Consider the following 21406-nt stretch of genomic DNA (forward strand, 5'->3'; position numbering starts at 1 on the left):
AAAGTTGACCTTAAGGTCAATACATGTTATAATACTTGACTTTAAGGTCAAGAATAACTCAATAAAGGAACACTATGAAAAGAGTCGTCATTACAGGAATGGATATGATTACACCACTTGGGTATGACATGAAAACGTCATTTCAAAATATTATCGCAGGGAAAAGTGGCATAACAACGATCAGTAATTTTGATGCAAGCCCTTTGCCTGTGCACTTTGCGGGAGAAATAAAAGCGTTTGATGCTTCTGCTATTATGAATCCAAAAGATGTTAAAAAAACAGATAGGTTTATTCACCTTGGCATTAAAACGGCAGTTGAAGCGTTTAAGGATGCGCATTTTCCAGAAGATGGCAGTATAGATTTTGAGCGTTTTGGCATTGTCGGTGCTAGTGCCATAGGAGGATTGCCTCGCATCGAAGAGAGTGCTATCACCTTGCACGAGAAAGGCTCTTCGCGTATCTCTCCTTTTTTTATTCCCGCGTCATTGGTCAATTTATTAGGCGGACATATCGCGATTACATTAGGACTAAAAGGACCCAATCTCTCCTCCTCAACGGCATGTGCCGCAAGTAATCACGCCATCAGTGAAGCGTGTCGCATCATTATGCTAGAACAAGCCGACATCATGCTTGTCACGGGTTCAGAATCCGCTCTTTGTGCTTTAGGCATTTCGGGATTTGCATCCATGAAATCTCTCTCTACTCATAACGAAAACCCACAAACCGCGTCACGACCGTTTGATAAACACCGAGATGGTTTTGTCATGGGCGAGGGTTCAGCAACCTTGGTTTTAGAAGAGTACGAGCATGCCATCAAACGAAACGCCAAAATTTACGCGGAAATTGTAGGCTTTGCAGAGAGTTGCGATGCCAATCATATCACCACACCGACCATCCAAGGCCCGTTACGGTCGATGCAACAAGCGGTTAAAATGGCAGAAAAGAGTGATGCTAATTTTGCTTTGGATTATATCAATGCACATGCAACTTCCACTCCCGTAGGCGATAAAAATGAAACCGAAGCTATTAAACAACTTTTAGTGGGTAAACCCATACCTCCTGTCTCTTCCACCAAAGGTGCTACGGGACATTGCTTGGGAGCCAGTGGTATGATTGAAGCGGTGATTACCATTTTAGCGATGCAAGAGAGCATTTTACCGCCTACGATTAACTACACAGAAGCGGATTTGGAAAATCAGTGCGATTTGGACTATGTCCCCAATCAAGCACGTGCGCAAAAAATTAAGTATGCGATGAGCAACTCTTTTGGTTTTGGGGGTACCAATGGAACGATCATCTTTAAAAATTTAGCGGTTTAGGGGAAATTACATGTAAACAAACCACCTAATTCATTCAAGAAGATAAAGGTGAAGTTAAAAATTTAGCTCTGAGCCTTTATCTTCTTATCCTAGTATATTTTAATTTTCATAAAATGAGGGGAACATGACAAAAGAGGAACTTGGAAAACTGTATCCTATTAAATTATCTGAATATACTACAAATTGGGAACAATTATATGAACAAGAGATCAAAGATTTACAGACAATCTTAGGAGATAACCTTGCTCTTGGATTTGAGCATATCGGAAGCACAGCTATTCCAGGAATGCTTGCAAAACCGACAATAGATATACTCGTTGATATCCCAGAAGACACAAAGCTATGTGAAATCATAGATAAAATGCCAGATAACTATATCCACATGCAAGAAGTAACAAGCTATATAATGTTTGTTAAGGGCTATACTCCAACTGGCTTAGCAAATGAGTCGTTTCATATTCACCTAGGGCCAAAATCTAAGCACTTTCTATGGGACAGAGTGTTTTTCAGAAACTATTTAATAATGAATCCAAATGAACAGAAAGAATACATAAACCTAAAAATTAAGCTTCAGAAAAAATTCAAATATGACAGAGAAGGATATACGCATGGAAAAAGCGAATATATAAAGCGTATAACCACAAAGGCGAAAGAGATTGCCAATTCAATTAAGATATGAATTCAATCCTTTTTGAAGTAAAGGGGGGAAAAGGGTTAAACTTTGTGTTTGTCAGTACAAAAAAATAAAGGCTGTTTCTGGCAGATAAAATGTTTTACATGTAAAGATAGTAACTTAGAAAAAGTAGCTTCTTCCCTTTCGTATCCTTCTTCATATGGTTATTTCATCGTTTTTTCAAATCGAAAGAAATCTTCATCTTCAGGAAGGTTATGCTCAGTGGGTGCATGGGTATCGATGTGATGTTTATTGAAGTATTCAACAATATGAAAGCCACATTTATTGACGTAAAAATGGATGTTACGTTTCTCAAAATAAGGCGTATGTGTTTCCCAGATTTTTGTTTTAGGGTGCTTTTCTTCGATGGCTTTCCATGCTTGCGTACCCATGCCTTTACCGTGTGCATTGACACAGATAAAGAAGAAAGAGAGTGCATTGTGGTGTGTTAGTTCATTGATGGTTACTATCGCACCGCCTACTTTTTCCCCGTTAGAGAGTATATGATAAATAACCGCACCCGATTCATTGAAAGAGGCTTCAATATCTTCATCCGAAGGAATCGGACCCTCCAAGGTGGAACCAAAAGTTTCAATGACTGCCACGGCAAAGGATGCTTGCAAGTCTTTTTTAAATTGTGGCAGGTCTTCTTTTTTTGCAATATCCAATGTAACGCTATTTTCAATAGTCATCTTCATGCCCTTCATAAAACTGTTTTACATGTAAAGTTGTTTTAGTGGTATTATAACGCAAGAAGTGTGAGGGTAGCCCTTGGTTTCAAGAGGAAAAGTGAAGCTGATTAAGTTTTAATACCAAGCTTCTTGCATACATGCAATAACTCATTTGAATTTGTATCAACAAAAATCATTTTTTAGGATACATGGAAATTAACTTTTCAAGCAATAAAGTCATATAACCATTATTTCGTGACTCATCTTCTGTATAGCAAACCCAAAGAAGAATTTTTTTATCTTTTATTTCATACATAAGATATGAATGGTTGGGAATGTAAAGTACAACATACGGGCTTTTCCAAAGGCTATCAGAATCATCGTCCGTAAAGACTTCAGAAAACTCATAAGGAAAATTATTTTGATTATTGAGAGGAACAAGTTTAAGTAAATCAATAGCTCCACAGTTTAAAGTAATTTCTGCAAAATTATTTTTAGTATGAACTTCTAAAAATTGGGGTAATCTTTTTTTGAATATTCTTTTGCTCATATTTTATCTTTACATGTAAAATTGTTTTAGCAGTATTGTAACGCAGAAATAAGGAGTTTAGCCCTTGAAACCAAGGGCTAAAACTCTTTACATGTAAATCTGTCCGCCACTCTCTTTAAAATGCTCTGCTTGCTCTTCCAACCCTTTTTCTAATGCTACATTGACATCTTTAGCACCTATCTTTGCGGCGTAATCACGGACGTCTTGTGAGATTTTCATTGAACAAAATTTTGGTCCACACATAGAACAGAAATGCGCGACTTTGGCACTTTCTACTGGCAAGGTTTTGTCGTGGTATTCTCTGGCTCGGTCTGGGTCGAAGCCGATGTTGAACTGGTCGTACCAGCGAAACTCAAAGCGTGCTTTGCTCATGGCGTTGTCACGGATTTGCGCTCCCGGAAACCCTTTGGCGAGGTCGGCGGCGTGAGCGGCGATTTTGTAGGCGATGATGCCTTCTTTCACGTCTTCACGGTTTGGCAAACCTAAGTGTTCTTTTGGGGTGACATAGCAGAGCATCGCTGTGCCGTACCAGCCGATCTGCGCTGCGCCGATGGCTGAGGTGATGTGGTCGTACCCCGGAGCAACGTCGGTGACTAAGGGTCCAAGAGTGTAGAAGGGCGCTTCAAAACAGTCTTCTAATTCTTTGGTCATATTCTCTTTGATCTTTTGCATCGGAACATGTCCCGGTCCTTCGATCATCACTTGTACGTCGTGTTTCCATGCGATTTTGGTAAGTTCACCTAAGGTTTCAAGCTCGGCAAATTGCGCTTCATCGTTGGCATCATAGAGGGAGCCGGGGCGTAAGCCATCTCCGAGTGAAAAGGCGACATCGTAAGCTTTCATGATGTCACAAATTTCTTCAAAGTGCGTATATAAAAAACTCTCTTTGTGATGGTGCAGACACCATTTTGCCATGATAGAACCACCACGAGAGACGATACCTGTGAGTCGTTTTGCGGTCATCGGTACATACGCTAAGCGAACACCTGCATGAATCGTGAAGTAGTCTACGCCTTGCTCGGCTTGTTCGATGAGCGTGTCACGGTAGATTTCCCATGTAAGGTCTTCTGCAACACCGTTTACTTTCTCTAACGCTTGGTAAATCGGCACGGTACCAATTGGCACAGCGGAGTTACGTAGTATCCACTCTCTGGTTTCATGGATGTTTTTACCTGTGGACAAGTCCATCACAGTGTCGCCACCCCAACGGGTTGACCAAAGCATCTTGCCAACTTCTTCTTCGATGGAAGAGGTAGTAGCAGAGTTTCCGATGTTGGCGTTGATCTTGACCATGAAATTACGTCCGATGATCATCGGCTCGGCTTCAGGGTGATTGACATTGAGTGGAAGGACTGCTCGACCTGCAGCGATCTCTTGGCGGACAAATTCAGGCGTGTAGATGTCTGGTAAGTTTGCGCCAAAATGTTCACCTTTGTGTTGAGAGCCTAAGAGTTTATTTTTGCGTGCCTCTTCAAGGTTACAGTTTTCACGAATGGCGACATACTCCATCTCAGGGGTGATGATACCTTGACGGGCGTAGTGCATTTGGGTGATGTTTTTGCCCTTCATCGCACGGCGTGGTTTTTTAAGATTGGGGAAGCGAAGAGCGTTGAGTTCCGCATCGTCATGGCGTTTGTGAAAATAAACAGAGCTAAAATCGCTTAATTGCTCGGTATCATTGCGCTCTTCTATCCACTTGGCACGAAGCGGTGCTAAGCCCTTGTGGAGGTCGATCTTGACATTAGGGTCGGTATAAACGCCCGAGGTGTCGTACACGTGAAGCGGTGGGTTTTCTTCAAATGTGCCATCTCTTAATGAGGTTGCACTGAGCGTGATTTCTCGCATCGGGACTTGAATGTCAGAGCGTGAACCTTGTATGTAAATTTTTTTGGAACTTGGGAAGTTTTGAATGTAAGATGAATCTATTTTTTCAAGATTATCGAGGACTTTACTCATGGGTTTATCTCCTTATTTCCTACGCTGGCATTATCCAGATCAGGTTCGTGAAGTCACATTAATGACTCCTTGGGGTGTAATCTCAGCTTTTTACGGCACCCCCACAGACAATGGTAAACAATTAAAAAAGTAGTTGATTATACAGTGCTATGCAAAGAGGTGACTTAAGAAAAAAAGTTGGATTGGGAAAAGTAAGAATTTAGTAAAGATACGTTTCGAATGTTTACATGTAAAGCTTATCGACCTATGACAAAGGTACTATTATTGATGGTATAGAGCAAAGATTCTTCCAGTTTAATGGGTAAAGGGGCAGAGACATTGCCTAGAAATTCAGGCATGTTGAGTTGATAGTCGCTGTTAGGGTTTTGTCCTTGGAGAATGACTTTTGCAGAGCCTATAATTTGATTGGCGATCTCTTTGAGGAGGTCATCCAAGTCATCTTCGCAGAGATTGTCTTCAAAGAGGAGATTTTTAGCAATTTCATTCAGTGTCTCTTTTTCAAAGAAAAGATACCAAATGTGCTCACACTCATTTTCGATTAAAGCAATAGCAGAGCCATAAAATTGTCCGCCTAGGTTTTCTACCATACGTGGAATTTCACATAGAATAGTCGAACAAAAATTTTCAGTCGCTTCAATCACAGCTTGCTTCATTGCTAACCCTTTAATGTGCGCTTTTGGCACATTATAGATTAATATAATTAAATTATGTATTAAAGAAAATACTCAGTAGAAATGTATTTTCAAAAAGGGGAAATTCTTTACATGTAATCACTTTTTACCAATTGTGGCGATAATTTTTTTGAAAAACGCTACAATGACACTTCGATTTTTACTAGAGTAAGGGAATTTTATGCACGCAAAAGGGCTTTCACGAGGTCTTAAAAATAGACACGTCCAACTTATTGCATTGGGCGGGGCTATTGGAACAGGCTTGTTTTTGGGGGTTTCTACAACCGTACAACTTACAGGTCCAGCGGTACTTTTAGGGTATGCGTTGGGTGGATTTATTGCATTTATGATTATGCGTCAACTGGGCGAAATGGTCGTCGAAGAGCCCGTAGCTGGTTCATTTAGCCATTTTGCGAACAAATACTGGCATCCGTTTGCGGGCTTTGCATCGGGGTGGAACTATTGGATACTCTATGTTTTAGTGGGTATGGCAGAACTGACCGCCATCGGTACGTTTGTACACTTTTGGTTGCCCAATGTTCCAACATGGGCGTCAGCGGCATTTTTCTTTGTTTTGGTCAATCTCGTAAACCTTGTAAATGTTCGCATTTACGGTGAATTTGAGTTTTGGTTTTCCATCATCAAAGTAGTGGCGATTATCTCAATGATAGCATTTGGTAGTTATCTGCTGATCAGTGGAAACGGTGGTGAGACAGCTCATTTTAGTAATCTTTGGGCATTAGAGGGTGGCTTTTTCCCTCATGGTATCAAAGGCTTTTTAATGGCGATGGTCTTCATCATGTTCTCCTTTGGTGGACTTGAACTCATCGGTATTGCAGCCGCAGAAACGGATGATCCAAGTCATACGATTCCAAGAGCGACCAATCAAGTCATTTATCGTATTCTCATCTTTTACATCGGCGCACTTGCTGTGCTTCTTTCCCTCATGCCGTGGATGAATATGACCAAAGATGTGACGCCTTTTGTGATGGTATTTAGCAGTTTAAATGAGAATTTTGTCGCGCATGTGCTCAATGCCATTGTTCTTACGGCTGCACTTTCTGTTTATAACAGTGGCGTTTACTCCAACTCACGTATGCTGTTTGGCTTAGCGGCACAGGGTAATGCTCCTAAGATGCTCATGAAATTGAACGATAAAGGTGTTCCCGTCAATGCCGTGCTTTTCTCCGCACTTATTACGGGTACGTGTGTTGCGCTAAACTATTTCATGCCCGAAGATGCGTTTAAATTTTTGATGGCGTTGGTGGTTTCAGCGTTGGTCGTCAACTGGTTTATGATCAGCTTCGCGCACCTCAAATTTCGTTATGCGAAGATCAAAGAGGGTGTTGTGCCTAAGTTTAAAGCATTTTGGTTCCCGATTGGCAATATTATCTGCATTCTTTTCTTTGCAATGATCTTGATCATTATGCTCTTCATCGATGGTATTAACATCTCTGTGTATCTCATTCCAGCGTGGATTGCACTCCTTGCTGTTGGCTACAAACTCTCTCGTAAATAACCTCTTAGTCTTTACATGTAAAAACGTTTACATGTAAAGACCACCTTCTTATGGTAACTCTTCGTTTAAATGGTTTATTAAGAGCGGTTGAAGTACAATCCAACATCTCAATTTAAAGTTGGCATATATGTTTGTTGGACTCGCATTTTTTGGTGTTTTGGTGGGATTTTCATCGGGATTTTTTGGCATAGGTGGTGGTACCATTTTAGTACCAGCATTGATCTATCTTGGCTATGATATTAAAATGGCAATTGGTATTTCTGTCATGCAGATGATTTTTAGTTCCATGTTTGGTTCGTATGTCAATTACAAAGGTGGCGTACTTCAACTGAACAGCGGCATTTTTTTAGGATTTGGTGCTCTTTTTGGTGCGGCACTGAGTGGTTTCATTGTCAATGCTCTGCCCCAAATTGCCCTTTTAATAATGTTTGCCGCCACTCTTTTGATGTCAATTTATAAATTTTTTACAGCGCCCCTTATTCCTAAAAGTGAACCTAATGAATCAAAATTCCTCCTTTTTGTAGTGGGTGTAGTCATTGGTGCGATAGCCATTAGTACCGGTACAGGAGGTGCTATTTTTTTAACGCCTGTTCTTGTAGGCTTTATGAACTGGGATATTAAAAAAGCGGTTGGAACGACGCTTTTCTTCATTATTTTTGGCTCAATTTCTGGCTTTGTGAGTCTTGCATCGCATGGTTTAGTCGATTATAGTGCAGGAGTTGCCGTGGGTATTGGCTCTTTAATTGGAGTCTATTTTGGGGTGAAGTTATCCCATCGCGTGGAGAAGAAGGTGCAAAAGCGCGCTCTTCTGATCTTGTATGTCATTATGTTTGTATTAACGATTAATAAAATTTTGAGCGAGATGAATGTCCTATGATAAAAATTTACGGTGCTAGAGAAAATAATCTTAAAAATATCAATTTAGAAATTCCCAAAAATAAACTTGTGGTCTTTACAGGCTTAAGTGGGAGTGGTAAAAGTACCTTGGCGTTTGATACGCTTTATGCGGAAGGTCAACGTCGTTATATCGAATCTCTCTCTTCGTATGCACGACAATTTTTAGATCGTGTGGGAAAACCTGATGTCGATAAAATCGAAGGCTTAACCCCTGCAATTGCAATCGATCAAAAAACAACGAGCAAAAATCCGCGCTCAACCGTGGGAACGATTACGGAGATTTACGATTATCTGCGCCTTTTGTACGCGCGAGTGGGAAAACAGCACTGTCATTTGTGTGGGAAAGAGATTTCCCAGATGTCGGTGGCAGATATTATTGAGCAGGTGTTAAAACTCCCTCCTGAGACAAAACTCTCCATTTTAGCGCCACTGGTGCGTGAGAAAAAAGGAAGTTTTGCAGATATGATCGAATCGCTTCGTCATAAAGGCTATGTGAGAGCTTTGATTGATGGTGTGATGGTTCGTTTGGATGAAGAGGTCGAGCTATTAAAAACCAAAAAGCATACGATTAAAGTCATTATCGACCGTGTGGTGGTGCGAGATGAAAACAGAGACCGCATCGCTACCGACATTGAAAAAGCGCTCTTGGAGAGTTATGGTGAAGTCGAATTAGACATTTCCAATGCCGAAGAAGTAGGCTTAACAACCTCTCACATTCACTACAGTGAGCATTTGGCGTGTTTTGATTGTAAGATCAGTTTTGAACCGCTTGAACCACTCTCGTTTTCGTTTAACTCGCCTAAAGGGGCATGTCCTACGTGCGATGGTTTAGGCATTCGCTATACTCTCGATCTTAAAAAAATCATCAATGAACATGTGAGCATCGAAGAGGGTGCGATTAAAATATTTTACGGATTTAACAAAAGCTTTTACGCTAAATTTTTACAAGCCTTTTGTGAGGCGGCAGGCATTAATACCAAGATACCGTATGAAGAGTTAGAAGAATTCCAACAAAAAGCCATTTTACACGGTGGCGTGGAAGATGCGACTTTCTTCTGGAAAAAACATAAGCTAACCCGTAAATGGGAAGGTGTCATTAAAATTGCCTACGATATGCTCAAAGATGAAAAAGAACTCGGCGATTACATGAGCGAAAAGACGTGCGACACGTGTGGTGGATACCGTCTAAAAAAAGAGAGTTTGGCAGTTCGTTTGGCGAAGAAAAACATCGCCGATATTTTGGAATTTCCTATCGATCAATGCCTTGCTTTTTTCCAAGATGAAAAGAACTTTGCTTCGATGAAACCACAGCAGAAGATGATTTCAGAGCCGATTTTAAAAGAGATCAAAGAGCGTCTGTTCTTCTTGTTTGATGTGGGACTAGGCTACATCAGCCTAGGACGCGATGCGAGAACGATCAGTGGTGGTGAGGCACAGCGTATTCGTATTGCTTCACAAATTGGTAGTGGTTTGACGGGCGTTATGTACGTGCTCGATGAACCTAGTATCGGTTTGCATGAAAGAGATACCCTTAAACTCATCCGAACGCTTCGTAGTTTGCAGAAAAAAGGCAACTCGGTGATTGTCGTTGAACACGATAAAGAGACGATTAAAACTGCTGATTTTATTGTCGACATTGGACCAGGAGCGGGAAAGTTTGGAGGGGAAGTTGTCTTCCAAGGTACAAATGAGGAACTTTTAAAAAGCAATACCTTAACTGCGCAATATCTCAATGGCACGAAGGTCATTCACTATCGCAAGAACCGTAAGCAAGAGCGTTGGATAGAGCTTAATCATGTTACGATCAACAATATTCAAAACCTTGATGTCAAAATTCCTTTAGGCAATCTGGTTGCGATTACGGGTGTGAGCGGAAGTGGTAAGAGCTCACTTATTCTTCAAACCTTACTTCCTGTTGCCAAAGAGTATCTTAACCGCGCGAAAAAAGTGAATAAAGTCGCGGGTGTTGAATGTATAGGACTTGATCAGCTCGATAAAGTCATCTACCTTGACCAAAGCCCCATTGGCAGAACCCCACGAAGTAATCCTGCAACGTATACCGGTGTGATGGATGAGATTCGAGCGCTGTTTGCGAAAACCAAAGAGGCGCAGATTCGAGGTTACAATGTGGGACGATTTTCGTTTAATGTTAAAGGGGGACGTTGTGAGAAGTGTCAAGGCGATGGCGAAATTAAGATAGAGATGCACTTTTTACCTGACATCATGGTGAAGTGTGATGTCTGTAAAGGGCAACGCTATAACGCACAAACATTAGAGATTAAGTATAAAGGGAAGTCTATCTCAGATGTTTTAAATATGAGTGTTGATGAAGCCTATGACTTTTTTAAAGCAATTCCTAAAATTAACCAAAAAATTCAAACACTCTCCGATGTTGGTTTGGGGTACATCACTTTAGGTCAAAATGCTGTGACTCTGAGTGGTGGTGAGGCACAGCGTATTAAACTTGCTAAAGAGCTGAGCAAGAAGGATACAGGCAATACATTGTACGTTTTGGACGAGCCAACGACGGGTTTACACTTCGCAGATGTGGACAGACTGGTAAAAGTGTTACATCATCTCACAGATATGGGTAACAGTGTATTGGTCATTGAACATAATATGGATGTCATCAAAAATGCAGACTATATGATCGATATGGGACCCGACGGAGGAAGCTACGGAGGGCGTATTATCGCAGTTGGAACGCCTTTAGAGGTTGCACGAGATGCCTCAAAAACAGAAAGTTATACGGGAAAATTTTTAGCACAAGAACTAGCATCAGAGAAGAAATCCTAGAAAATGTTCCATTTAGTAACGTTTTTTAGTGGAAAAAATATCACAGTACCTTTTACATGTAAATCTACATAATATAGACATATCTTTTCATTATAATCGGTTCATCAAAAAAACGAAAAGGATGTTTCGTGGAAAAAACCGTGAAAGTGAAGAAAAAAGACTGGATGCACTATACGATAAAAAGTTTGGCCTTTTGGGTTATCTTTGGCATTATCGCAGGTATTGCTCTTGGTATGGTTGATCCTAAACTGGCAACGCAAGCAAAGCCTGGAATTGATTGGTTTATTCAAGCGTTGAAATGGCTTGTTGGACCGATTATCTTCTTAACCATTATTTCAGGTATTGTTGGACTTGAAAGTCTTAAAGAAGTCGGTTCCATTGGATTAAAAGCATTAATCTATTTTGAAATCGTAAGTACCTTTGCGTTGGCAATCGGTGTACTTTTTGGAAATCTGTTTGGACCTGGGCATGGAATGAATCTTTCTGTTGATTCGCTAGATCCTAAAAGTGTTGCTAAATTTACAACCACAGGTGACGTTGGGTCTATATGGTCTATCCTCAAAAATGCAGTTCCAAGTGACCCTATTACACCATTTTTGAATGGTAATACACTTCAAGTATTAACGATGGCATTGGTTTTAGCTCTTTTGATCGCTGCTTTTGGTGGAAAACATAAAGCGACTATTTTAAAACCACTTGAAATTGTTCAAAACTTTTTCTTCAAAATTTTAACGATTTTGATGTGGTTAAGCCCTATCGCATCTTTTAGTGCAATGGCATTTTTGATTGGTAAATTTGGTGTTGCATCACTGATCAATATGGCAAGTTTATTGGGTGTTATGGCTATCTCTGTACTTGTATTTGTTTTTGGTGTGCTCGGTATCATCATGGCAATCTTCAAAATCAACATTTTCAAATTTATGCGTTTTATCGCTAAAGAGGTATTGATTGTATTTGCAACGTCATCCAGTGAATCTGCATTGGCTCCATTGATGCGTCGTCTAGAAGCTGCTGGTGTTAGTCGTGGAACAACAGGTCTTGTTATTCCAACGGGTTATTCGTTTAACCTTGATTGTACAAATATCTATCTTTCACTCTCCATTATCTTTATTTCTCAAGCATTCAATATTCCATTGACACTTGGCGAAGAGTTAAGTATCATCTTTATTTTGATGGTTACCTCAAAAGGTGCTGTAGGTGTAACAGGTTCTGGTTTTATTGTTCTTGCGGGAACTTTGTCTGCAATGGGTGGCGTAATTCCTGTTGTTACCGTTGCGGTACTTTTGGGTGTCGATAAATTTATGAGCGAAATGAGAGCGGTAGGTAACCTTTGTGGTAATGCGGTTGCTGCTGTTGTTGTTGGTGCATGGGATAAACAGATCGATATGGATAAATTCAGATACGCATTAGATCATCCAGAGACTGTTGAAGACACAATTCCTGGTTAATCAATTTTCATACGGTCAATGAGGTGTTACAATTACCTCATTGACCTCTTTTTTTTTTAAGACAAATTTTCCCCCCCTTTTTCTTTTAAAAAATCTCATTAAAATCCCTTTTCGTATGCCATAATAAATCATATATCATAAAACACTTTGCAAATCACATCTTAAGTTTTCGTAGAAATTACGCATCGGTTATAGAGCTTAGACTGGTTTTAAAGTATCAAAAGGGTCTTCGTTGAACAGAGTGAGCAAGAAAAAGGGAAGTAAGAAAGATTGGAAGTACTATACCGTTAAAAGTTTGGCTTTTTGGGTCGTTACAGCAATTATTACAGGTGTCGCATTTGGTATGATTGATCCAGAGAATGCTATTAAGGCAAAACCTGGAATCGATTGGTTTATTCAAGCATTGAAGTGGCTTGTTGGGCCAATTATTTTCTTAACAATTATTTCAGGTATTGTTGGGCTTGAAAGTCTCAAAGAGGTTGGCTCCATTGGACTAAAAGCTTTCATTTACTTTGAAGTGGTGAGTACCTTTGCCCTTGCGATTGGGGTACTTTTCGGAAATATTCTTAAGCCTGGACATGGAATGAATCTTTCTATTGAGTCTTTAGATGCCTCAAGTGTAGAGAGTTTTACTAAAGCGAGTCATGAGAATGCTTCCGCTTGGAGCATTCTTAAAAGTGCTATTCCGACAGATCCTATTACTCCATTTATTCATGGTAATACACTTCAAGTTTTGGTGATGGCTCTTGTTCTTGCCGTATTAATTTCAGCATTTGGGGATAAATACAAACCTATCATTTTAAAGCCACTGGAAAAAGTACAAGAGTTTTTCTTTAAACTTCTAACCATTGTTATGTGGCTCAGCCCCCTTGCCAGCTTTAGTGCTATGGCATTTTTAATTGGTAAATTTGGTATTACTTCACTCATTGGTATGGCAAGCTTATTGGGCGTTATGTTTGTTTCTATCTTAGCTTTTATCTTTGGTGTGTTAGGAATCATTTTATGGTTCTATCAAATCAATGTTTTCAAGTTTATGCGCTTTATCGCTAAAGAAGTCTTGATCGTTTTTGCAACATCATCAAGTGAATCTGCATTAGCTCCATTGATGCGCCGCCTTGAATCAGCGGGAGTGAGTCGAGGAACGACGGGGTTAGTTATCCCTACAGGATATTCATTTAATCTAGATTGTACCAATATTTATTTATCGCTATCTATTATTTTTCTTGCGCAAGCTTTTAATATACCTTTGACACTTTCGCATGAACTGTCTATTATTTTTATTTTGATGGTTGCCTCAAAAGGTGCCGTTGGGGTAACAGGTTCTGGCTTTATTGTTCTTGCAGGAACCTTATCTGCTATGGGTGATGTCATTCCTGTTGTGACCGTTGCCGTACTCCTTGGTGTTGATAAATTTATGAGTGAGATGAGAGCGGTTGGCAATCTCTGTGGCAATGCCGTTGCTGCCGTTGTTGTTGGTGCATGGGATAAACAGATCGATATGGAAAAATTTAAATATTCACTGGATCATCCAGAAAGTGTTACAGACGCAATCCCTGGTTAATCTATGGTACAGACCAATGAGGAGCTCTCCTCATTGGATTTTTACTTAAACCTCGCTATAATCAAACAAATTAATAAAGAGAGCTGACATGCTAGAAGAAATTGCTGAGCGCATCAAAGCACTTCCTCCCCTCCCTAAAAGTTTTCATCAGATGACGCTCATTTGCCAAGACCCTAATGCGAGTTCAGCAGACCTTGCACGGGTGATTGAAGAAGACCCTATGATGGTTGCTAACTTATTGAAAGTCGCTAATTCTCCTTTGTATAACTTTAGACGAGAGATCAAAAGCGTACTACAAGCCGTGAGCCTTTTTGGAATGTCCACCACTCGCTCTTTAGTCACCGATATGTCGATTAAAAAATTGTTACAAGTGGACATGGCACCGTATGGCGTTACGCCTGAAGAGTTTGCCGCTATCTCTGGATTGCAAAGTGCATTGATGGTTCAGTGGTACAGCAAGATTGATGCAACGAAAGCAGATTTTCTTTTTCTGGCGGCACTTTTGCAAGAGACAGGTAAAATTTTGATTGCCGATGAAATCGTCAAAAATGATGAAATGTATCAATTCCGTTCTGAAATCGAAAATAGTAATAATATTGCTGATGTTGAAAAAATGTTTGTCAGAATGACAAGTAGCGAAGTGGCAGGGCTTATTTTTAAACATTGGAAATTTGAAGAAAAAATGGTGAAAGCGATTGAATACGTTGATGCTCTTGGCGTTGCTCCCGTAGATATTCGTCCTTACGCCGTTGCTTTAAAAGTGGTTAAAACTGCTATCCCCATTAATGCACCGCTGAGTGATCGAAGTATTAACCTTGCACTCAATATTCTTGAAAAAGAGAAACTTGATAAACAAGTATTTCTTGAGACTGTGACAAAACTCAAAGAATACTACTAACTTCTTACATGTAAAAGGTACTTCTGTGAAAATTCTAACTATTATTGATACGTTTGGTTTCTTTTTTAGAAACTACTATGCGCTTCCACAACTGCGTAATACGCAGGGGTTCCCCACAGGACTTCTCACTGGATTTGCCAATTTTATTTATGCGATTAAAAACGAGCACGATACCGATTATCTTCTGTTTGCACTCGATAGTAAGGGCAAAAATTTTCGCCATACACTAGACCCTAATTATAAAGCTAATCGACCAGAAGCCCCTGAAGATTTAAGACGCCAACTGCCTGTTGCTATCTCATGGATTGAGAAAATGGGCTTTAAATGTTATGCAGAAGAGGGGTATGAAGCGGATGATGTCATTGCCTCTGCGGTGCGTTTTGCAAAAAGCCATGACATTAAAGTGCGCATTGTCACGCATGATAAAGATCTCTATCAGCTCATTGATGATGGCCGAGTGGTGATCTATGACCCTATGAAAAAGATGGAGATTGATACCGAAAAATGTTTTGAAAAATTTGGTGTTTATCCTCATAAAATCAATGAATATTTAGCCCTTGTGGGTGATGTCGCCGATAATATTCCTGGTGTAAAGGGTATCGGTCCAAAAGGTGCTAAAAAACTTTTGGATGACTATGGAACGATCGAAAATGTGTATGAAAACCTTGAACGTATAGGAAATCCTCGTGTTCAAGCAATGCTTGAGGAGGGAAGAGAAAAAGCCTTTTTAAGTAAACAGCTGGTTCGTTTGGACGATTCGCTCAACATCGCCGATAAGTTCGATGCATTTCATTTCCCTTGCGATAATCCTCTCATCAATATAGCCGATGAACTTGAAAAGTATGAGCTACGCCATATGCTCTCTCGTGTCAGAAATGAGTCTTTACATATAAAGCCAAAAGAGATTCCAAGCAATAGCTTTAATGCGATTTTACTGGACGATACCAAGATGTTGTTTAACATCATAGAAGGCATCGAAGAAGACGCTATTGTTGCGTTCGATACAGAGACGAATGCACTGGATGCGTACAATGCAAAGATCGTAGGCTTCTCGTTTGCAACCAATACGCATGAGGCATACTACGTGCCTATTGGACACCATTATTTGGGAGTAGGCGATCAGATTGCGTTAGCCGATGCGAAGAGAGCACTCGAAATGCTTTTTACGCACAAAATTGTTGGACAAAATCTCAAGTTCGACCTTGCTGTTGTTGAAAATAATTTTGGTATTAAAGATGTTGCTATCTATGCGGATACAATGCTTCTTGCATGGCTCCTTAATCCTGAAACCAATGTGGGACTTGACACACTGGCTCTTCGATTTTTTAATCATGCTATGGTTAAGTTTAAAGATGTTGTCCCTAAAGGAGAAAACTTTAGCGCTGTGCCATTAGAAAAAGCGTGTGAATATGCCAGCGAAGATGCGTGGATGACTCTTAGGCTTTTTGAAAAGCTCCACGAAGTGCTCGACCCAGAACTACTTGATCTTGCCAAAGAGGTGGAGTTCCCATTTATCAAGACACTTATGAAGATGGAAAAAGAGGGCATAAAAATTGATGGTCGTTATTTTGAAGTCCTTTTAAAACGAACAGACCATGCGATAGAAGAACTTAAAACGGAAATTTTTAGTTTGTGCAATGCAACGTTTAATCTCAATTCAACACAACAGCTCGGCAATGTTCTGTTTGAACAGTTAGGACTTCCTACCGTTAAAAAGACCAAAACAGGCTACAGTACCGATGAAAATGTTTTGAATGAACTTTTAGATCAACACCCTAGTATTGCTAAAATTTTGGAGTATCGTGAACTTTATAAACTGCGTTCTACTTACATAGAGCCATTGCTTAAACTTTCCAAAGAATCTCCTTTAGGGCGCGTGCATACCTCGTTTATACAAACAGGTACTGCAACAGGAAGACTCAGCTCGAAAGACCCTAACTTGCAAAATATCCCTGTTAAAACAGAGCTTGGACGCGAAGTACGCGGTGGTTTTGTGGCGAAAGAGGGCTGTAAACTCATCGGCATTGATTATTCTCAAATTGAGTTAAGACTTTTGGCGCATTTTAGCGGAGATGAAGCGATGATTCATGCTTTTCAATCGGGTAAAGATATTCACAAAGAGACGGCTTTAAAACTTTTTGGCGAAGAAGAAGCTGTAGCAAAACGCGGTGTAGCTAAAAGTATTAACTTTGGATTGTTGTATGGCATGGGGCCAAAGCGTCTTTCTGAAACAATTGGTATCTCGACCAAAGAGGCAAAAAGTTATATAGAGAGTTATTTTGCGACTTTTCCTACGATTAAAAATTATCTCACATCGGTGGCTGAAAGTGCTAAAAAAGAGGGATATGTACAGACACTGTTGGGTCGAAAACGTTTTTTTGACTTTGAACACGCCAATGGAATGCAATACGCGGGCTACCTTCGTGAAGCGGTCAATACCGTTTTTCAAGGAAGTGCTGCTGATCTTATCAAACTGTCTATGAATAAAATTATGGCGACGCTTGTCGATGATGAGGCAAAGTTACTGCTTCAAATTCACGATGAACTTATTTTCGAAGTGAAAGAAGAACGTGCGCAGGCGTTTTCTCTGCAAGCTCAAAAGGTAATGGAAGAGATTTATCCTCTTCGCGTTCCACTTAAAGTTTCGATTGCCATAGGCAATAATTGGGGAGAATTAAAATGATCGAAGTCTTGTTATTGGCATTTGCACTAAGTATGGATGCCTTTGCTGTTTCCATAGGCCTTGGCGCCAAACAAAACGGTCATACTACGAAAGAACTTGCTTTCAAAGCAGGACTTTTCTTCGGTATTTTTCAAGCATTAATGCCACTGCTTGGGTATCTTGGTGGTAAAGGTGTATTTGGTTTCGTAAGCCAGTATGCCTCCTATATTGCGTTTGGTCTGCTAGCGCTTATTGGGGCAAAAATGATCTACGAAGGTGTCAATGAAGGTGTGGGTGAGGAAATAGCAAAGATTACCAATAAAATTATGTTAACGTTAGCTATCGCGACGAGTATCGATGCCATGGCTGCAGGCTTTAGTTTAATGCTTTTAGATCTCAATCCTCTGCTTTCATGTGCTATCATTGGTTTAACAACCTTTGTGATTAGTTTTCTTGGTGTTTATGTAGGTAAGCTTAGTGGAACATGGTTGGAGAGCAAAGCGGAGATTTTTGGTGGGGTTGTTTTAGTTGCTATCGGATTTAGGGTTTTGTTTTTTTTAAGATAGAGGCTCATTTTATGAGCCTCTGCATGGATTAAAATTTGTAGTTTAATCCGACATAATATTGAATCATATGTTCATCTTCCATTTTGAAATTGGCTTTTACAGTGCCTAGATCGAAGGAAGATGTGTCGTCAACATCACTAATCATATAGCGAGCACCAATTTCAAGCTCTGTACTTTTCGTTAAAGCGTACAAGAAGCCAGCTTCAGCACCGTAATTAAACCCTTTAGGCTTGTCCAGTGAAAGTGCTTTAGCCGTGTCATTATCAATGTTACCTACACTATAAGAAGCGTTTATACCGATAAAAGGTGTGAAATCTGATTTGTTTTTAAAGAGATAATCATAGCCAAGGCCATATGTATAGGATGTTGTATCCTCTTTTTTATTTTGGTATCCGAAACTTCCATAAACTCTGCCATATTCAAAGTATTTACCCACTTTAATAGCTTCATACGTTGTATTGATCGTATCTGAAGTTGATCCTTCCTGAATAATATGCGTTCCAAATAAATTGAAATCTGCTGTGCTAGAACTTTTACCATGAATGCTCATACCACCAAACTCACCGCCAATAAACCATGGATTGGTATCTGCAAAAATAGCAGATCCATTAAGCAACAAAAATGATGCAACAACTAAACTTTTCTTCATAGAGCCCCCTCATTGAATAATATTTTGAAATAAAAAAACATGAAATAATATCTGATATAAATTAATAATAATATTAAATTATAAAAAAGTATCTATTTTGTTATTTAAGAAAGAGTTGGAGAGTAATTTTTAAGAATTTTCTCACAGTTTTTATATTCAGGCATAAATTCACTGACACAGAGCCAAAAGCTTTTTTGGTGGTTTTTGTGCTCAATGTGTGAGAGTTCATGAATGACGATGTAGGTAATGCACTCCAAAGGCAGTTGGGCAAGGCTAAGGTTAAAGCTTAGTTCATTGGTGTGTGAGCAACTTCCCCAACGTTTTTTAGCTTTACGAAAACTAATTTTAGTAGGTCTGACGCTCATTAAAAAACTCCACTCTTCCACTAGCCGCGTCACTAACGGAATTGTTTTTTCTTTGTAGAACGCATCAGGTGTTTGCTTTACATGTAAAAGAATAGGTTCGCCCAAGTAGAGCACTTTCCCCTCTTCTGCAAAAAGGGATTGTATGGTCGTTCGCTTTTTCGCCGCTTTGACTTTTGTAAAAATCCATGCCGCTTTTTGACTTACTAATTCATGAATATATTCTTTGGATGTGTAAGGTGTTTTGACAATGACCCCTTTGATCGGGTCGATCATAATGTAGAGATGTTTCAGACGACGATTGGTGATAATAGAGTAACAAAGCGTTTCGCCTTGGTACTCTATGAGAGGTTGCATCGTTTAATTAAACCAGCTTTTGATTTTATCGAAGACACTTTCAAATTTATCATCTTTGGATTTTTTTTCAACGCCGAATTCTTCTTGCAATTGAATGAGTAGCTCTTTTTGCTCTTTAGTGAGCTTTTTAGGATAGCGAATAGAGATTTGCGTAATCATGCTTCCTAATTGATGCGTATGAACATTTTTAACACCTTCATGTTTGAAGATAAACTGTTGTTTATCTTTTGCACCAAGAGGCAACTCAAGTTCAGCTTCTCCCCGAATCGTTGGGATTTTTATGGTTTCACCAAGAGCAACTTGCGTAAAAAATACAGGCACTTCAATATAGATGTCATCGTTATGGCGTACAAAGTGTTCATCTTCTTTGACGTGCACTAAGATATAAAGATCGCCTCTTCCTCCGCGCTCGTCAATATTGCCTTTACCGGCTACGCGAATACGGTTGTTATTGTCAATGCCCTCGGGAATGTCAATCGTCACTTTGTCTTCGATTTGTGTAAAGCCTTTAGCATTACAACTTGGGCATGGATTGGTGACAACACTCCCTTTTCCATTACAATTTGGACAGGTTTGTGAAAAGGTCATAAATCCTTGTCGGTAAAAGACCTGACCTTTGCCTTTACACTCTTTACATGTAGCCTTAGATTTATCTTTGCTTCCCGTTCCATCACACGTGTCACATGGCTTTTTATAGGAAAAAGTCACCTCTTTTTTAGTGCCAAAAATGGCTTCATTAAAGGCGAGGGTTACTTCTGCTTCAAGGTCTAGATTGTATTTGCGATTTTGTTTTGATCCGCCACCGCCAAAACCACCACTGCTTCCAAAGCCACCACCAAAGACAGACTCAAAAATAGAACCAAGATCGCCCATAATGTCTTCATAGCGCATATCGGAGAAATGGCTAAAGCCTTGAGAATCAAGTCCGGATTTACCGTAGCGATCGTACGTAGCACGTTTTTGCTCATCGCTTAAAACTTGATAGGCCTCATTAATCGCTTTAAATTTCTCTTCAGCCTCTTTATCGCCTTGATTGCGATCGGGATGGTATTGCAATGCTAATTTGCGATAGGCTTTTTTAATCTCAGTAGCGTCCGCTGTTTTGGTAATTTCCAATATTTCATAATATTCTAGATCCACTATTATCTCTTTACATGTAAGTTTTTGAAGATCAAGATTTTAGCAAAAAGTAGTTTAAAATTTGGTTGTTAAGGTTGATTAACAAATCGTTAAAGGCTCATTAATAGCACTCCTGTAAGATTTCATCATAAAACTTTTAAGGAGTACACAATGAAAAAGACAATCTTAACACTCGCAACATTAGTTGCACTAGGAACCACTAGTGCTTTCGCCTTCGGTGGAGGTAACTGTCAAGGGATGCAATCCGGTATGGGTATGATGCAAGGTGGCGGAATGAGTGGTCCAGGAATGATGATGCAAGGTGGAAGAGGTGGCATGGCGATGATGGAACAGCTCAACCTTACCGATGATCAACGCCATAAATTACATGTTTTGCAAAGTGAAATGAAGTTAGAAATGACCAAGCTACAAGATCCAAAAATGAGAACAAAAATGCAAGACCTTATGAGTGGTGATAGCTTCAATAAAAAAGAGTTTATCAAACTTCATACCGAAATGCACGAAAAAATGTTAGCGCTTCAAGCGGATCATATGGAAAAAGTGTTCAATCTTCTCACAAAAGAACAACGTGCTGAGCTTAAAACGTTGATGGCTCAAAAACCACAAAGACCAGCCCCTGTACAAACAACACCTGCTACCAGTAAATAAAAGTTCAAATTTTACCTCTATAAGACCTCTTCGGAGGTCTTTCTTTTTAAATATCACTCAAAT

18 protein-coding genes are annotated in these 21406 nt (G+C 39.8%); 11 read left to right on the plus strand and 7 right to left on the minus strand.

Annotation, left to right across the window (positions count from 1 at the left end; all coding sequences use genetic code 11):
• The first annotated feature begins 74 nt into the window (after positions 1-74).
• Both fabF and Sdiek1_RS03280 read left to right on the plus strand, forming a co-directional pair.
• Positions 75-1319 carry a beta-ketoacyl-ACP synthase II gene (gene fabF / locus Sdiek1_RS03275; protein ID WP_087437878.1) on the plus strand — a complete coding sequence of 415 codons (1245 nt, stop codon included), beginning with the start codon at positions 75-77 and terminating at the stop codon, positions 1317-1319.
• Between the two features lie 124 nt (positions 1320-1443).
• Positions 1444-1998: a GrpB family protein gene (locus Sdiek1_RS03280; protein ID WP_087437879.1), complete on the plus strand. Its 555-nt coding sequence runs from the start codon at positions 1444-1446 to the stop codon at positions 1996-1998.
• 158 nt (positions 1999-2156) lie between these two features.
• Here Sdiek1_RS03280 and Sdiek1_RS03285 read toward each other — a convergent pair whose 3' ends face one another.
• The 4 genes from Sdiek1_RS03285 to Sdiek1_RS03300 form a co-directional block, all read right to left on the minus strand.
• Positions 2157-2684, minus strand: a complete 528-nt coding sequence (locus tag Sdiek1_RS03285; RefSeq protein ID WP_202819581.1) for a GNAT family N-acetyltransferase — start codon at positions 2682-2684, stop codon at positions 2157-2159.
• 172 nt (positions 2685-2856) lie between these two features.
• Complete coding sequence (locus Sdiek1_RS03290) at positions 2857-3213, minus strand: hypothetical protein (protein ID WP_087437881.1); 357 nt, start codon at positions 3211-3213, stop codon at positions 2857-2859.
• Positions 3214-3300: 87 nt separating this feature from the next.
• Positions 3301-5169: a phosphomethylpyrimidine synthase ThiC gene (gene thiC / locus Sdiek1_RS03295; protein ID WP_087437882.1), complete on the minus strand. Its 1869-nt coding sequence runs from the start codon at positions 5167-5169 to the stop codon at positions 3301-3303.
• A gap of 236 nt (positions 5170-5405) precedes the next feature.
• Positions 5406-5822, minus strand: coding sequence for a chemotaxis protein CheX (locus tag Sdiek1_RS03300; protein WP_087437883.1), 417 nt, complete (start codon positions 5820-5822; stop codon positions 5406-5408).
• 199 nt (positions 5823-6021) lie between these two features.
• On the opposite strand from Sdiek1_RS03300, the gene Sdiek1_RS03305 reads away from it, so the two are divergent.
• The 8 genes from Sdiek1_RS03305 to Sdiek1_RS03340 all read left to right on the plus strand — a co-directional run bounded on the left by Sdiek1_RS03305 (position 6022) and on the right by Sdiek1_RS03340 (position 18187).
• Entirely contained in the window at positions 6022-7359 is a 1338-nt protein-coding gene (locus tag Sdiek1_RS03305; RefSeq protein ID WP_087437884.1) for an amino acid permease, read from the plus strand.
• A gap of 127 nt (positions 7360-7486) precedes the next feature.
• Positions 7487-8236: a sulfite exporter TauE/SafE family protein gene (locus tag Sdiek1_RS03310; RefSeq protein ID WP_087437885.1), complete on the plus strand. Its 750-nt coding sequence runs from the start codon at positions 7487-7489 to the stop codon at positions 8234-8236.
• Complete coding sequence (gene uvrA / locus Sdiek1_RS03315; RefSeq protein ID WP_087437886.1) at positions 8233-11052, plus strand: excinuclease ABC subunit UvrA; 2820 nt, start codon at positions 8233-8235, stop codon at positions 11050-11052. The genes Sdiek1_RS03310 and uvrA overlap by 4 nt, the downstream gene beginning before the upstream one ends.
• A 164-nt stretch (positions 11053-11216) precedes the next feature.
• Positions 11217-12500, plus strand: a complete 1284-nt coding sequence (locus tag Sdiek1_RS03320) for a cation:dicarboxylate symporter family transporter (RefSeq protein ID WP_192866787.1) — start codon at positions 11217-11219, stop codon at positions 12498-12500.
• Positions 12501-12741: 241 nt separating this feature from the next.
• Entirely contained in the window at positions 12742-14061 is a 1320-nt protein-coding gene (locus Sdiek1_RS03325) for a cation:dicarboxylate symporter family transporter (RefSeq protein WP_087439811.1), read from the plus strand.
• Positions 14062-14149: 88 nt separating this feature from the next.
• Entirely contained in the window at positions 14150-14959 is an 810-nt protein-coding gene (locus tag Sdiek1_RS03330; protein WP_087437888.1) for an HDOD domain-containing protein, read from the plus strand.
• 25 nt (positions 14960-14984) lie between these two features.
• The gene (gene polA / locus Sdiek1_RS03335) at positions 14985-17642 is read left to right on the plus strand and encodes a DNA polymerase I (protein ID WP_087437889.1); all 2658 of its coding nucleotides are present in this window, start codon (positions 14985-14987) and stop codon (positions 17640-17642) included.
• Positions 17639-18187 (plus strand): manganese efflux pump MntP, encoded by a 549-nt coding sequence (locus Sdiek1_RS03340; protein WP_087437890.1) that lies wholly within the window; start codon positions 17639-17641, stop codon positions 18185-18187. Before polA ends, Sdiek1_RS03340 begins: the two co-directional genes overlap by 4 nt.
• A 28-nt stretch (positions 18188-18215) precedes the next feature.
• On the opposite strand, the gene Sdiek1_RS03345 is transcribed toward Sdiek1_RS03340, so the two are convergent.
• The 3 genes from Sdiek1_RS03345 to dnaJ all read right to left on the minus strand — a co-directional run bounded on the left by Sdiek1_RS03345 (position 18216) and on the right by dnaJ (position 20695).
• A complete protein-coding gene (locus tag Sdiek1_RS03345; RefSeq protein ID WP_087437891.1) occupies positions 18216-18836 on the minus strand; it encodes an outer membrane beta-barrel protein in 621 nt (206 codons plus the stop codon).
• Positions 18837-18940: 104 nt separating this feature from the next.
• Positions 18941-19555 carry a M48 family metallopeptidase gene (locus Sdiek1_RS03350; RefSeq protein WP_087437892.1) on the minus strand — a complete coding sequence of 205 codons (615 nt, stop codon included), beginning with the start codon at positions 19553-19555 and terminating at the stop codon, positions 18941-18943.
• A 3-nt stretch (positions 19556-19558) separates the two neighbouring features.
• Positions 19559-20695 carry a molecular chaperone DnaJ gene (gene dnaJ, locus Sdiek1_RS03355; protein ID WP_087437893.1) on the minus strand — a complete coding sequence of 379 codons (1137 nt, stop codon included), beginning with the start codon at positions 20693-20695 and terminating at the stop codon, positions 19559-19561.
• A 150-nt stretch (positions 20696-20845) separates the two neighbouring features.
• Here dnaJ and Sdiek1_RS03360 point away from each other — a divergent pair, with 150 nt between their 5' ends.
• Complete coding sequence (locus tag Sdiek1_RS03360; RefSeq protein WP_087437894.1) at positions 20846-21343, plus strand: Spy/CpxP family protein refolding chaperone; 498 nt, start codon at positions 20846-20848, stop codon at positions 21341-21343.
• Positions 21344-21406 lie beyond the last annotated feature (63 nt).

The organism is Sulfurospirillum diekertiae (assembly GCF_002162315.1).
GTDB lineage: Bacteria > Campylobacterota > Campylobacteria > Campylobacterales > Sulfurospirillaceae > Sulfurospirillum.

Coding starts and splice junctions, on each gene's coding strand:
- Sdiek1_RS03300 (WP_087437883.1), bottom strand. CDS start 5,822: ATGAAGCAAGCTGTGATTGAAGCGACTGAAAATTTTTGTTCGACTATT.
- Sdiek1_RS03310 (WP_087437885.1), top strand. CDS start 7,487: ATGTTTGTTGGACTCGCATTTTTTGGTGTTTTGGTGGGATTTTCATCG.
- Sdiek1_RS03345 (WP_087437891.1), bottom strand. CDS start 18,836: ATGAAGAAAAGTTTAGTTGTTGCATCATTTTTGTTGCTTAATGGATCT.
- Sdiek1_RS03350 (WP_087437892.1), bottom strand. CDS start 19,555: ATGCAACCTCTCATAGAGTACCAAGGCGAAACGCTTTGTTACTCTATT.
- Sdiek1_RS03360 (WP_087437894.1), top strand. CDS start 20,846: ATGAAAAAGACAATCTTAACACTCGCAACATTAGTTGCACTAGGAACC.
- thiC (WP_087437882.1), bottom strand. CDS start 5,169: ATGAGTAAAGTCCTCGATAATCTTGAAAAAATAGATTCATCTTACATT.
- Sdiek1_RS03340 (WP_087437890.1), top strand. CDS start 17,639: ATGATCGAAGTCTTGTTATTGGCATTTGCACTAAGTATGGATGCCTTT.
- Sdiek1_RS03330 (WP_087437888.1), top strand. CDS start 14,150: ATGCTAGAAGAAATTGCTGAGCGCATCAAAGCACTTCCTCCCCTCCCT.
- Sdiek1_RS03280 (WP_087437879.1), top strand. CDS start 1,444: ATGACAAAAGAGGAACTTGGAAAACTGTATCCTATTAAATTATCTGAA.
- Sdiek1_RS03320 (WP_192866787.1), top strand. CDS start 11,217: ATGCACTATACGATAAAAAGTTTGGCCTTTTGGGTTATCTTTGGCATT.
- Sdiek1_RS03285 (WP_202819581.1), bottom strand. CDS start 2,684: ATGACTATTGAAAATAGCGTTACATTGGATATTGCAAAAAAAGAAGAC.
- fabF (WP_087437878.1), top strand. CDS start 75: ATGAAAAGAGTCGTCATTACAGGAATGGATATGATTACACCACTTGGG.
- Sdiek1_RS03305 (WP_087437884.1), top strand. CDS start 6,022: ATGCACGCAAAAGGGCTTTCACGAGGTCTTAAAAATAGACACGTCCAA.
- uvrA (WP_087437886.1), top strand. CDS start 8,233: ATGATAAAAATTTACGGTGCTAGAGAAAATAATCTTAAAAATATCAAT.
- Sdiek1_RS03290 (WP_087437881.1), bottom strand. CDS start 3,213: ATGAGCAAAAGAATATTCAAAAAAAGATTACCCCAATTTTTAGAAGTT.